Here is a 12,340-nt window from a genome sequence, read left to right as displayed (position 1 = left end):
GGTTTAACTTTGGTACCCCAAAAAAGCAACTTAAAACCTTGCGAAAATGGTGTGGAATTTAGGGCTAATCTAATACAGCCCCAAAACTAAATATTTCAGTCTTAAAAGATCAACAAACCCTATTTATAAATAGCGTCTTTAGTATGGAAGCCGTCTTTAATCACCGTGCTTTCAATATTGTCTTTATTCACGACAATCGGATCTAATAAATATGCCGGTACGGTTTTCAAGCCATTGTTCAATTCGGAATTGGTTTGTGGTTTATCGCCTTTAGCCAAAGTCACCGCAATTTCAGCCGCTTTATCTGCCAATGTCGTAATCGGTTTATAGACTGTCATCGTTTGCGTACCTTCAACAATACGTTTAATTGCGGCTAAATCCGCATCTTGACCGGAAATCGCCACTTTGCCGGAAAGACCTTGCGCACTTAATGCTTGGATTGCACCGCCTGCCGTCGCATCATTGGACGCCACAACGGCATCAATATTATTTTTGTTTGCGGTCAACGCATTTTCCATAATTTGCAACGCTTTTTCCGCAAGCCAAGAATCTACCCATTGATCGCCGACCACTTTGATTTTTCCACTGTCAATATGCGGTTGTAATACTTTCATTTGACCTTTACGGAACAATTTCGCATTGTTATCTACCGGTGAACCGCCCATTAAGAAATAATTCCCTTGCGGTTTTTGTTCTAAAATACTTTGAGCTTGTAATTCACCGACTTTCTCATTATCGAAAGACACATAGAAATCCAAGTCAGCATTATTGATTAAACGGTCATAAGCTAAAACTTTAATACCTTCACGCTTAGCTTCATCAATCACATTGCCCAACACTTCACCGTTAAACGGAATAATGACTAACACATCTACATTACGGTTAATCATATTTTCAATTTGAGAAATCTGTGCGGAGGCATCACCATTCGCCGATTGCACAAACACATCCGCGCCCAAAGCTTTGGCTTTTGCCACAAAAATATCACGGTCTTTTTGCCATCTTTCCAAACGTAAATCATCAATGGACATACCGATTTTTAAATCTTTCGCACTAATAGGATTACTGAAAATCATTAACGCAGCAGCAACCGAAAGTAAAGCGGTTTTAAGTTTCATAAGATCACCTCGATAATTTTTAGTTGAAGGGATAGAGTAGGGTTAACAAGCCCTAATGCTTACTCTGGCAACAGTTTTATCTTTCTAATGGAACAAATTCAATTATCAGATTTTCCAATGGAATTACGTTTTTTGTTTTTTGTGACGTTATCCACAATAACGAATTATCTGAATAATTAAATGAAATAACATAATTGAAGCTATGCGCCTTTTTGCACGATGATATTGCCGAAACTAAAACCTACTTCGTCATTTTAGGAGAAATATTATGACCACTTACTTCGACAAAATTGAAAAAATCCGTTATGAAGGCGAAAACTCCACTAATCCGTTTGCGTTTAAACATTACGACGCCAATCAAGTGATTTTAGGCAAAACAATGGCGGAGCATTTGCGTTTGGCGGTGTGTTATTGGCATACGTTTTGCTGGAACGGGAATGATATGTTTGGCGTAGGTTCGTTAGATCGCAGTTGGCAAAAACAAGCCGATCCGCTTGCGGGCGCGAAGCAAAAAGCGGATATTGCGTTTGAATTTCTCACCAAATTAGGCGTGCCTTATTATTGTTTCCACGATATCGATGTGGCGCCGGAAGGCAGCTCGTTTAAAGAATATCAACACAATTTCAATACCATTGTGGATATTTTAGAGCAAAAGCAAGCGCAAACCGGCGTAAAATTATTATGGGGAACGGCAAACTGTTTTACCAATTCGCGTTATATGTCCGGCGCTTCGACCAATCCGAATCCAGAAGTGTTTGCTTGGGCGGCGTCGCAAGTGTTTAGTGCGATGAATGCAACCAAACGCTTAGGCGGCGAAAACTATGTGCTTTGGGGCGGACGTGAAGGCTATGAAACCTTATTGAACACCGATTTAAAACGCGAACGCGAGCAAATCGGTCGCTTTATGCAAATGGTGGTGGAGCATAAACATAAAATCGGTTTCAAAGGCACTTTGCTCATCGAACCGAAACCGCAAGAACCGACCAAACACCAATATGATTACGATGTAGCAACGGTTTACGGGTTCTTAAAACAATTCGGTTTGGAAAAAGAAATCAAAATGAACATTGAAGCCAACCACGCCACCCTTGCCGGACATACCTTCCAACACGAAGTAGCGACCGCTTGTGCGTTGGATATTTTCGGCTCCATTGATGCGAACCGCGGCGATCCGCAATTAGGCTGGGATACCGACCAATTCCCGAACAGTGTAGAAGAAAATACCTTGGTGATGTATGAAATCTTAAAACACGGCGGATTTACCACCGGCGGGTTTAACTTTGATGCGAAAATTCGCCGTCAAAGTATCGATCCTTATGATCTGTTCCACGGACATATCGGCGCCATTGACGTGCTTGCCTTATCCTTAAAACGCGCGGCGAAAATGTTGGAAGATAAGGTATTACAAAATGTGGTCGAACAACGTTATGCCGGTTGGAATGGCGAGCTTGGTCAGCAAATTTTAACCGGAAAAGCTTCCTTAGAAAGTTTGGCGCAACTGGTTGAGAAAAACGAACTCAATCCGAAACCGATCTCCGGTCAGCAAGAATATTTGGAAAATTTGGTGAATAGTTATATTTATAAATAAGAACCGAAAGTGCGGTAAGATTTTAAAAACTTTTAAAAAACTTACCGCACTTTTTTATAAGGAGATTGTTATGTATATCGGTATTGATCTCGGTACGTCGGGCGTGAAGGTGGTGTTGCTGGATGAAGCGCAGAATATTCTTGCCGTGAGCCATCAGCCTTTGCCGATTTCTCGTCCGCAGGCGCTTTGGTCGGAGCAAGATCCACAGGATTGGTGGGCGGCGACGGATTTAGCGATGCAGGAGTTGGCAAATCAACAAGATTTAAGCCAAGTTAAAGCCATTGGTTTGACCGGACAGATGCACGGTGCGACTTTGTTGGATAGCACCGATCAAATATTGCGTCCGGCGATTTTATGGAATGACGGGCGGAGCAGTGCGGAATGTGTGGAGTTGGAACAGCTTGTTACCAATTCTAGGGAAATTACCGGTAATTTAATGATGCCGGGGTTTACCGCGCCGAAATTGAAATGGGTGGCGAAAAACGAGCCGAATCTATTTGAAAAAGTCGCGAAGGTGCTGTTGCCGAAAGATTATTTGCGCTTAAAAATGACCGGCGAATATGCCTCCGATATGTCCGATTCCGCCGGCACGATGTGGTTGGACGTGGCGAATCGTTGCTGGGATAAAACCTTGCTGAATGCTTGCGGATTGGATTTAGAACATATGCCGAGCCTATTTGAAGGTAATCAAATTACGGGTTATTTGCGTCGAGAAATTGCGCAAAATTGGAAAATGCCGAGTGTGCCGGTGGTGGCAGGTGGTGGTGACAATGCGGCGGGCGCAATCGGTATTGGTTTATGCCAAAGCGGGCAAGCAATGTTGTCGCTCGGCACATCGGGTGTGTATTTTGTCGTTGCTGATCAATTCCGTGCCAATCCGCAAAAAGCGGTGCATAGTTTCTGCCACGCGTTGCCTAATCGCTGGCATTTAATGTCGGTGATTTTAAGTGCGGCATCGGCAGTGGATTGGGCGGTAAAATCCCTTGGTTTTGCCGACGTAAAACAATTATTTGCAGCGGTGGAAAAAAGTGCGGTGGATTCTCAGGCGATTTTTTTACCTTATTTATCCGGCGAGCGCACGCCGCATAACGATCCGTTCGCCACCGGCGTATTTTACGGGTTAACCCATAATGACAATCAAATCACAATGGCAAAAGCGGTGGTGGAAGGCGTGAGTTTTGCCTTGGTGCAAGGCATTGACGTACTGCACGAAAGCGGGGTGAAAGCGGAAAGTATCGCCTTGATCGGCGGTGGGGCGAAAAGCGCGTATTGGCGGCAATTATTGGCGGATATTAGCGGGCAAACCTTGGAATATCGTACTGGCGGCGATGTGGGACCGGCATTAGGCGCGGCGAAATTGGCGCAAATCGCCTTGCATCCGAATGAAGAGATCGCGAATTTCTGTCAGCCGTTAAATTTGGAAGCGGTGTACCGACCGAATCCGCAACGCACGGAATATTATCAAGAAAAACGGCAAAAATTTGCGCAAATTTACCAAAAATTGAAAGACTAAAGATATAAAAACGCGCCGCATACAAACAAATATGCGGCGTATTTTTATGCGGAAAAAGAAAACTCGGCTAGCTTTCGGCTACATTTGCCGAGCCGCTTGGTTTGCGGCGTTTGCCGATATTTTTGCTGTCTTTATGCCGCAATTTTGCTTTCTTTTGCTCGGTTTTTTTCTTTTCTTCCCGTTTTTCTTTAATGCGCGCTTTTTGTTTTTTGCTGACGGTTTTAACTTCGCCGTCTTTCGGCGGTTTGGTACGCGGTTCTAACCCTTCCAACACGCGGGCTTTGAGTAATTCTTGGGTGTAACGTTTGATTTTGCCGAGCAATTTATAATCGTGCGCTTCGACGAATGACACCGCGACGCCTTTTTTACCGGCGCGGGCGGTGCGGCCGATTCGGTGTAAATAGGTGTCGGCACTGTAAGGCAAATCGAAGTTCATAATATGGCTGACATCTTCAATATCGATACCGCGCGCCGCCACATCCGTCGCCACTAGAACGGTGACAATGCCGTTTTTGAGCTTATCAATGGCGTTATTACGTTGCGTTTGCGCCATTTCACCTTCCAAATAAGTGCTACGAATGCCGCGTTTACGCAGGGTTTCGGCGAGTTCGCGCACATCTTCGCGCCGGCGCACGAAAACAATCCCGCGCGACACTTGCTCTTGTTCGATAAAACGCGCGAGCAATTTGATTTTATGCTCGTTGCTGTCGGCGTGATAATACCATTGCTGGATTTTCTTGCGCTCGCGGCGGCTCGGTTCCGCATCGATTTTAATCGGATCATTCAATAAGCGCTCGGCGAAATCCGTCAATAATTCACCTTCTAAGGTGGCGGAAAACAGAAAGGTTTGTTTGCGCCAACGGGTTTCTGCGGCAATTTTCTCCGCATCTTGCCCGAATCCCATTTGCAACATTCTGTCCGCTTCGTCAAAAATTAAAATTTCCACCGCGCGACAATCAAAATTTTCTTCCTTGATATATTGCAATAAACGTCCCGGTGTCGCGACGACAATATCTTGATTGCTGTTAAAAATTTCGCCGTGATTTTGATACGCCACACCGCCGGTAATGGTGGCGATGCTTAATTTGGTGAAGGCGGCTAATTCTTCCGCTTGTTCGGCAACTTGCATCGCCAATTCGCGCGTCGGGGTGAGAATCAACACGCGCGGCGCGCCCGGTTTGCGGCGCGGATAATCTAATAAATGTTGCAACGCCGGCAACAAAAAGGCAACGGTTTTACCCGTGCCGGTCGGGGCGGAACCTAATACGTCGCGCGCTTCCATTGCGGCGGGAATGGTTTCTTGCTGAATGGCGGTCGGACGTTTATAGCCTTTTTGTGTGATGGCTTTTAATAATTCCGGTGCTAAATCAAAGTCTTCAAATTGTGCGGATGTCATTTTTCTTGTTCTATTGTGATAAAATTAACGCGGATTATACCGCACTTTATCGCGAAAGTGCGGTGGTTTTTCGGGATATTTATGGCAAGCAATAAAAACGGTTTTACCTTCAAACAATTTCACGTTAATCACGATCGCTGCGCGATGAAAGTGGGCACGGATGGCGTATTGCTCGGCGCGTGGGCGGATGTGGCAGGTGCGCGAAATTTGTTGGATTTCGGCACGGGCAGCGGCTTGGTTGCACTGATGTTGGCGCAACGCAGCGCGCCGGAGAGCCGCATTAGCGCGGTGGAAATCGATCCGGATGCCTGTCTGCAAGCGCAAGAAAATATCGACCGCTCGCCTTGGGCAGCGCGAATGCGCCTATATCGGCAAGATATTCTGGAATTCGCCCGCAATCATCCGGCTCAGTTTGACCTTATCACCGCCAACCCGCCTTATTTTGAACAAAGCTCGGCGTGCCGTTCCGCCCAGCGAACCGTGGCGCGTTACACCGTGAACGGACAACATTCCGATTGGCTGAACGCCGCCGAAACCTGTTTAACGGATAACGGCAACATTCACTTTATTTTGCCTTTCGACGCGGGAGAAATGTTATTAAAACAGACCGCACTTTACTGCGCGAAACGCTGTGAAATTACGACTAAACAAGGCAAAGATCCGCATCGAATTCTGCTGACATTTTCCAAACGGGCGCAGCCGATGGAACACAGCCGACTGACGATCTATACAGCGGAAAACCGTTATCATCCTGATTTTATCCGCTTGATTCGGGATTTTTATTTGAAATATTAAAGCGAAAGCGGGCGTGAATCGCCCGCATTGTGTGGAACTAGTCAATTAAACCGGCTTTCAACAGAAAATTATAAACACCGTCTTGTTCGATGTGATCGGTGATATGCGTTGCGACTTGTTTCAATTTTTCGTGCGCATTGCCCATCGCTACGCCCACGCCGACCGCAGACAGCATTTCCATATCGTTCAGCCCGTCGCCGAACGCCATTACGTTTTCCATTGTGAAACCCAAATGCTTCGCGACCGCCGCAATGCCGCGCGCTTTCGATCCTTCCGCATCGAAAATATCCACGGAATCCTCGTGCCAGCGAACGGTTTTTAATCCGTCCAAAATATGCGCATCGGCAACCGCCTGATCGAAACTTTCATCATAAAAAGGCAACACTTGGAAAATATCCCGTTGGTTATAATAATGTTTGTCCACGCTGTAATTGGTGGTGATCGGATCAAAGGCGTGACGCAATTTCGGTGTAATCGCCGAGACACGAATTTGTTCATTTGTCACAAAGGCGTAATCGACGCCGTGTTGATCAAAGAAGTTGACCAGTTTTACGATTTTTTCCGTCGGAATCGGATGTTTTTCGATCACTTCGCCGCGATAAGTCGCCGATTGTCCGTTCATTGTGACGAAAAGATCAATATTTTCTTGCTCGATCACGCGATTAAGTTTCTCCGGAAAACTGCAACGGGCGCGACCGGTTGCAATGCCGACTAAAATACCGTTTGCGTGCAATTTTTGAATCGCCGGAATCACGCTTTCGGGCAAATGCGCTTTATTTTTGACGAATAAGGTTTCGTCAATATCAAAAAAGACGGCTTTAATTTGTTCGCGATAATTAGGAATACTCAATTTATGCTCCTTATAGTAATTTTTTCCGGCAAATTTTAGCATTATTGCGATCCGGATCGTAAAATTTCGCGAAAAAAATTTCATCATACTGCGTTTGTTTTATGCTAATGGCTCGGAAATATAAAAAGTGCGGTAAAAAAATCAGATGAATTTATTCGGCGCGGCTTGCGTGCAATGCGGAAAAACGCTGGCGATTGCCTCGCACGGTTTGTGCAGCAAATGTAACAAAAATATCAGTCGTTTTACCTATTGCGGCTGTTGCGGTTCGCCCGTGTCGGTTTATGCGCAACATTGCGGCAACTGCTTACGCGATGAACCGGCTTGGGATCAAATGGTGATCGTCGGGCGTTACAGCGAACCGCTTTCCGTGTTGATTCATCGCTTTAAATTTCAACGACAGTTTTGGTTGGATAAAACCTTGGCGCGTTTATTGCTGCTCGCGATTTATGAGGCGCGGCGCAGTCATCGATTGGCTTTTCCGGAGGTGATTTTGCCCGTGCCGTTACACCATTTTCGTCAATGGCGACGCGGCTATAATCAGGCGGATTTATTGGCAACACAATTAGCGAACTATTTGGCGCTGCCGAAAAATAATGCCTTGCTGAAACGGACGAAACACACACCGACACAGCGCGGGCTCAGCGCTAAAGAGCGGCGTAATAATTTACGCGGCGCATTCGTTGTTGACGAACGCATTGCGCAGTACGGTTATCGCTCCGTTGCGTTGGTGGACGATGTGATCACTACGGGTTCGACCTTAAACGAAATCGCCAAAAAGCTGCGCCAAAGCGGTATTCGGCATATTCAGGTGTGGGGATTAGCACGGGCATAAAATAAAAGGTGGAAAAAAAGTCCGGCAGAGAGTATTATTCCGACAATACGGCTCAAGTATTAACCGAGGAATTTTATTATGCCACAAATTACTATTTCAGACGCGGCGCAAGCGCATTTCAGAAAACTGCTCGATCAACAAGAAGAAGGTACGAACATTCGTATTTTTGTTGTAAATCCCGGCACGCCGGGTGCGGAATGCGGCGTGTCTTATTGCCCGCCGAATGCGGTGGAAGCCAGCGATACGGAAATTCAATATGCGACTTTTTCCGCTTTTGTCGATGAAATCAGTTTGCCGTTTTTGGAAGATGCGGAAATCGATTATGTTAAAGAAGAATTGGGTGCGCAGCTCACATTGAAAGCGCCGAATGCGAAAATGCGCAAAGTCGCCGATGATGCGCCATTAATCGAACGTTTGGAATATGTGATTCAAACGCAAATTAACCCGCAGTTGGCGGGGCACGGCGGTCATATCACCTTAATCGAAATCACTGACGACGGCTATGCGGTGTTACAATTCGGCGGTGGTTGCAACGGCTGTTCAATGGTGGATGTCACCTTGAAAGACGGCATTGAAAAACAACTGGTCGATTTATTCCCGAATGAATTAAAAGGCGCAAAAGACGTCACCGAACATCAACGCGGCGAACATTCTTATTATTAAGAAAGGTATTCGGCGAAAAGTGCGGTGAAATTCACCGCACTTTTTGCTGCTGAACGCCGACTCAAAACATAACAAAAATGCCGCATTAATGCGGCATTTTGACTATTTGAAAACGGTTATTTTCGTTCTAACATAAGATTATCGGTTTCCGTTTCTTTTTCCGGTTGCGGGACGTCTTGAACGGACATTGCCGATTTCAAACTTTCTTCGCGTAATTGACGCGCCGCTTCTATGTCACCGTTTTGTTCGAAAACATAGGTTGCCATCGTAATGTCGTGCGGTTCGAGGTGATCTTTTTTCTCAATCACTTTCTTAAACGCATTGCTTGCTTTGGCAAACTCGTTATTGCGCACATAGAGATAACCTAATGCGCGATTCATACAACAACATTGATTTTCACCTGCTTGTTTAATGCGTTTTTCCACCAATTTGAGCAATTTGCTGTTATCGCTTGGCTGCAAACGGGTAATTTGGCGACAAAGTTGTTGGCTGAGCGGGCTGTGATCATCGACTTTTTTCAGCGCTTCTACGGCAAGTTCCGCCGCACTTTCGTGATCGTTACAGTCAATCAAACGGCTGATTAAACCGACTTTAACATAAAGATCATTGCGACGTTTACGCGATTGGTTGTCCCACCATTCAAGTAAACCGTCCACGCCTTCTTCGTTCATTTTTTCATCCAACAAGCCGTCTTCGACTTGATGTTGCAGTTCGACGAATTCCGTCGGCGAATATAAACCCGAATTTTCGATTTGATCCAAGATTTTATCTAGCGCTTGATAAGCTTTTGATCTTAAATAAATTTCAACCGCAAGTTTAAGCACTTCTTTATTGCGATGGGTCATTACTAACAAGCTATCCACCGAGCTTCTCGCCGCCGGCAATTTATTTTGTTGTAACAAAATACGGGTGCGCGCGATTTCAACCACCAAATTATCCGTACCCGCCAATTCGGTGGCTTGGATAAGATAATTATTTGCGCTGAAATCGTCGCCACGTTGTTGCGCCGCTTCCGCCGCTTTAATGAAGTTTAAAATCGGTTCGTCGGAATGTTTGGCGTTTTTGCCGATTAATTTTTCCGCTTTCGAATAATCGCCCTCGTTCATTCGCATTAGCCCTTCGAGGGTTTGTTTTTGCGCTTTAATGCGTTTGCGGCGGGAGAACCAGCCGTAAGTATTGCTGCTTAAGCGGAAGAAGCGAGTGACGACCCATTCGACGGCATAAACGATTGCCATTGCGATGACGAAGAAAACCACTAAGGTGGTAATTGACATCTCAATGCTGTAAGAGCCGGTTTCAATCAGCACATAACCTTGTTTGCCGGAAAGATACGGCCCGGCGATTAATCCGGCAAGTAGCACCAGCATTAAAAACAGTGTTCTAAACATAATCTATTTCTCCTACTGTTGCTGTTGCGACGGCTGTTCGGCAGGTGCATTTTCCGCAGGTGGTTCGTCCGCTTTCGCCGGAGTTTCTTCCGCTTTTTCTTCTTTCGCCGTGTCGTTAGCTTCTTCCGTTATTGCTTTATCGACGGAAATTTCGATTTTTTGCACTTCTTGCGGTTGTTTATTGAGCAATTTATCCAAAACATTCAAGCTGTTAAGTTGGCTCGGCGTGTCCACATAAATGGATTGATCCGCCAGATCGTCGATTTCTTTTAAGAAGTCTTGTGCAATTTCCGTGTTGGTATCGAAATAGCTTCTCACCCAAGACGCCACGGTTTCCAAAGATTGTTTATACAATTCGTTTTGTTGACGCGGCACCGCCATAATCGCCAACTGCAAGCGCAAGCGGATATTTTCGCGTAAATAAACGTCTTGGTTCGGCGCTAATAAGGCTTTAGTTTCCTTATCCCGCGGCGTAATGCGAATAAAATGATTTAAAAACGAGGTGGCGCTTTTTTCCGCATTTTCTTTCCAATCGTCTAAGGAATCGCTTAATCCGTTATTCGGTTCGTCAAAATTCACGTTTAATACGGTCAATTCGTCGAGGTTGTTCGCCAAACGCGACAAACGTTGCATAATCGCGTTTTGATCCACATTATTCACCGATAATAATTGTTTTAAGTCGCTATTAATTGCCGTGCGCACGGCAACTACGCGCGGATCCGTGACTTTTTCCAAGGTTTCGTCGGAAACTTTTAACAAAGAAACGGCGGTATCCACATCGTTATCCAATACCAATTTACGCAACGCATTGTTTAATAAAAAGTCCGCTTCCGACAATAGCCAATCGTTCGGCTGTTCCGCTTTGGTTTCGGAACTTAAACGATTGATTTGCGTTTGTAAGGCGTTAATGGCTTGATCTTTAAGGGATAATTCTTTTTCCAAACGCTCCAATTTGCCGACGGTGGATTGCGTGTTATCGGCTAATTGCGCGATTTGCGCGCGTGCTTGTTCTAATTCCGCCGGATTGGTTGCTGCGATATTTTTCGGCACAGCCGGTAAAGCTCCGATTTGACTTTCAAGTGCGGTCAGTTTTTGTTGAAATTCTTGCACTTGTTGCTGACCGAAATAATAGCCCGCGCCGCCGACACCGAGCGCGATCAGAATCGCTAATAACGCTAAACCTGAGCCGCCTTTTTTGATCACGACGGTTTCCGGTTTGGATGCTTGAACTTGAGTTTGAGTATTTTCCACGGCGTTTTTTTCCTCCGTATTATCAACCTGTAAGGCATCGACGGACGAGGCGTTTTCGCTTTCCGGCGACGTTAAATTTTGCGCGCTTTCTGCGCCGTTGTTCTCCGTTTCGGGCACTTCATTGTTTTCGGACGTTGTTGCGTTGTTTTCAGCCATAAATGTATTCCTTCACGATTATTGAGAATTAAATGCAATTCAATGGGATTGCAATAAAGTTTGTAATAACGATTGATTATCCGCTCGCGGCGAGACGACCACATTCGTCCAACCGGATTTTACGGCGAATCGCGCAATGCGACGACTGACCGTAATCAGGCGGCAACTTTTTAACCAATTATGTTCGTTTTCCGGCACAAAATCCATAAGATACAACAAAATTTCCATACTGGTCGCGACCACGGTTTGCACGCCGGCACGTTTGCAAATACTGGTTTGTTCGACATTATTATAGGCGATGGGCACGCGTCGGTAACATTCCGCGGTGTCAATCGTCGCTCCGCGTTTTTCCGCTTGTTCCGAGAATAGTTCGCGTCCGCCGTTGCCGCGCAAAATCAGAATTTGTTTGTCGTTTAATGTTTGCATTGCGGGTAAATCCAGCAAGCCTTCGCTGTTTTCCGAAACGCAAGGATAATAAACGACCTGTTCGGTTTGACTGGAAAAATATTCGGCGGTTCGCATTCCGACCGTAAAGTAATGTAAATCATTGCGCCAGTGGAAGCCGGCGTTGCGCAATGTTTGCGCCGCGTAATCCACCGCGTTTTTTGACACGGCGAATACATAATCGCCGTTTTTTAACTGATTGAGCTTATTCGGCAAGTCGTTGAGTTCGCTGCCGCTTTCGATAGAAAATAACGGTAAATGAATCGCCGGAATGCCCGCTTTGTGAAGCATTTCGACTAATTGTTTGCCGCGTTCGTCCGGGCGGGTGATGAGAACTGCCATTGTG

At 45.7% G+C, this 12,340-nt stretch carries 11 protein-coding genes; 5 read left to right on the top strand and 6 right to left on the bottom strand.

The window, feature by feature from the left end; translation table 11 throughout:
- Positions 1-119: 119 nt before the first annotated feature.
- Positions 120-1,118 (bottom strand): D-xylose ABC transporter substrate-binding protein, encoded by a 999-nt coding sequence (gene xylF / locus CVP04_RS05160; RefSeq protein WP_100296452.1) that lies wholly within the window; start codon positions 1,116-1,118, stop codon positions 120-122.
- Positions 1,119-1,386: 268 nt separating this feature from the next.
- On the opposite strand from xylF, the gene xylA reads away from it, so the two are divergent.
- Positions 1,387-2,706 carry a xylose isomerase gene (xylA, locus tag CVP04_RS05155; RefSeq protein ID WP_100296451.1) on the top strand — a complete coding sequence of 440 codons (1,320 nt, stop codon included), beginning with the start codon at positions 1,387-1,389 and terminating at the stop codon, positions 2,704-2,706.
- 70 nt (positions 2,707-2,776) lie between these two features.
- Complete coding sequence (gene xylB / locus CVP04_RS05150) at positions 2,777-4,219, top strand: xylulokinase (RefSeq protein WP_100296450.1); 1,443 nt, start codon at positions 2,777-2,779, stop codon at positions 4,217-4,219.
- 67 nt (positions 4,220-4,286) lie between these two features.
- Here the strand turns inward: xylB and srmB are convergent, their stop codons facing one another.
- On the bottom strand, positions 4,287-5,615 hold the full coding sequence (gene srmB / locus CVP04_RS05145) for an ATP-dependent RNA helicase SrmB (protein WP_100296449.1): 1,329 nt from the start codon (positions 5,613-5,615) through the stop codon (positions 4,287-4,289).
- An 81-nt stretch (positions 5,616-5,696) separates the two neighbouring features.
- Between srmB and CVP04_RS05140 the strand changes: the two genes are divergently transcribed.
- The gene (locus CVP04_RS05140; RefSeq protein WP_100296448.1) at positions 5,697-6,410 is read left to right on the top strand and encodes a tRNA1(Val) (adenine(37)-N6)-methyltransferase; all 714 of its coding nucleotides are present in this window, start codon (positions 5,697-5,699) and stop codon (positions 6,408-6,410) included.
- 37 nt (positions 6,411-6,447) lie between these two features.
- Here CVP04_RS05140 and CVP04_RS05135 read toward each other — a convergent pair whose 3' ends face one another.
- The gene (locus CVP04_RS05135; RefSeq protein WP_100296456.1) at positions 6,448-7,260 is read right to left on the bottom strand and encodes a Cof-type HAD-IIB family hydrolase; all 813 of its coding nucleotides are present in this window, start codon (positions 7,258-7,260) and stop codon (positions 6,448-6,450) included.
- A 145-nt stretch (positions 7,261-7,405) separates the two neighbouring features.
- Between CVP04_RS05135 and CVP04_RS05130 the strand changes: the two genes are divergently transcribed.
- A complete protein-coding gene (locus tag CVP04_RS05130) occupies positions 7,406-8,092 on the top strand; it encodes an amidophosphoribosyltransferase (protein WP_100296447.1) in 687 nt (228 codons plus the stop codon).
- Positions 8,093-8,170: 78 nt separating this feature from the next.
- Positions 8,171-8,755: a Fe-S biogenesis protein NfuA gene (gene nfuA / locus CVP04_RS05125; RefSeq protein WP_100296446.1), complete on the top strand. Its 585-nt coding sequence runs from the start codon at positions 8,171-8,173 to the stop codon at positions 8,753-8,755.
- Positions 8,756-8,871: 116 nt separating this feature from the next.
- Here the strand turns inward: nfuA and CVP04_RS05120 are convergent, their stop codons facing one another.
- From CVP04_RS05120 to CVP04_RS05110, 3 genes are read right to left on the bottom strand one after another with little or no spacing between them, the layout of a single operon-like run.
- A complete protein-coding gene (locus CVP04_RS05120; RefSeq protein ID WP_100296445.1) occupies positions 8,872-10,143 on the bottom strand; it encodes a heme biosynthesis protein HemY in 1,272 nt (423 codons plus the stop codon).
- 12 nt (positions 10,144-10,155) lie between these two features.
- Positions 10,156-11,550 carry a uroporphyrinogen-III C-methyltransferase gene (locus CVP04_RS05115; protein ID WP_100296444.1) on the bottom strand — a complete coding sequence of 465 codons (1,395 nt, stop codon included), beginning with the start codon at positions 11,548-11,550 and terminating at the stop codon, positions 10,156-10,158.
- Between the two features lie 39 nt (positions 11,551-11,589).
- On the bottom strand, positions 11,590-12,336 hold the full coding sequence (locus CVP04_RS05110; RefSeq protein WP_100296443.1) for a uroporphyrinogen-III synthase: 747 nt from the start codon (positions 12,334-12,336) through the stop codon (positions 11,590-11,592).
- Positions 12,337-12,340 lie beyond the last annotated feature (4 nt).

The sequence above is a fragment of the Caviibacterium pharyngocola genome (assembly GCF_002795405.1).
GTDB classification, from domain to species: Bacteria; Pseudomonadota; Gammaproteobacteria; order Enterobacterales; family Pasteurellaceae; genus Caviibacterium; species Caviibacterium pharyngocola.
This window is presented reverse-complemented; position numbering and strand designations above follow the sequence as displayed.

Coding starts and splice junctions, on each gene's coding strand:
- nfuA (WP_100296446.1), top strand. CDS start 8,171: ATGCCACAAATTACTATTTCAGACGCGGCGCAAGCGCATTTCAGAAAA.
- CVP04_RS05130 (WP_100296447.1), top strand. CDS start 7,406: ATGAATTTATTCGGCGCGGCTTGCGTGCAATGCGGAAAAACGCTGGCG.
- xylB (WP_100296450.1), top strand. CDS start 2,777: ATGTATATCGGTATTGATCTCGGTACGTCGGGCGTGAAGGTGGTGTTG.
- CVP04_RS05110 (WP_100296443.1), bottom strand. CDS start 12,336: ATGGCAGTTCTCATCACCCGCCCGGACGAACGCGGCAAACAATTAGTC.
- CVP04_RS05115 (WP_100296444.1), bottom strand. CDS start 11,550: ATGGCTGAAAACAACGCAACAACGTCCGAAAACAATGAAGTGCCCGAA.
- CVP04_RS05140 (WP_100296448.1), top strand. CDS start 5,697: ATGGCAAGCAATAAAAACGGTTTTACCTTCAAACAATTTCACGTTAAT.
- xylA (WP_100296451.1), top strand. CDS start 1,387: ATGACCACTTACTTCGACAAAATTGAAAAAATCCGTTATGAAGGCGAA.
- xylF (WP_100296452.1), bottom strand. CDS start 1,118: ATGAAACTTAAAACCGCTTTACTTTCGGTTGCTGCTGCGTTAATGATT.
- srmB (WP_100296449.1), bottom strand. CDS start 5,615: ATGACATCCGCACAATTTGAAGACTTTGATTTAGCACCGGAATTATTA.
- CVP04_RS05120 (WP_100296445.1), bottom strand. CDS start 10,143: ATGTTTAGAACACTGTTTTTAATGCTGGTGCTACTTGCCGGATTAATC.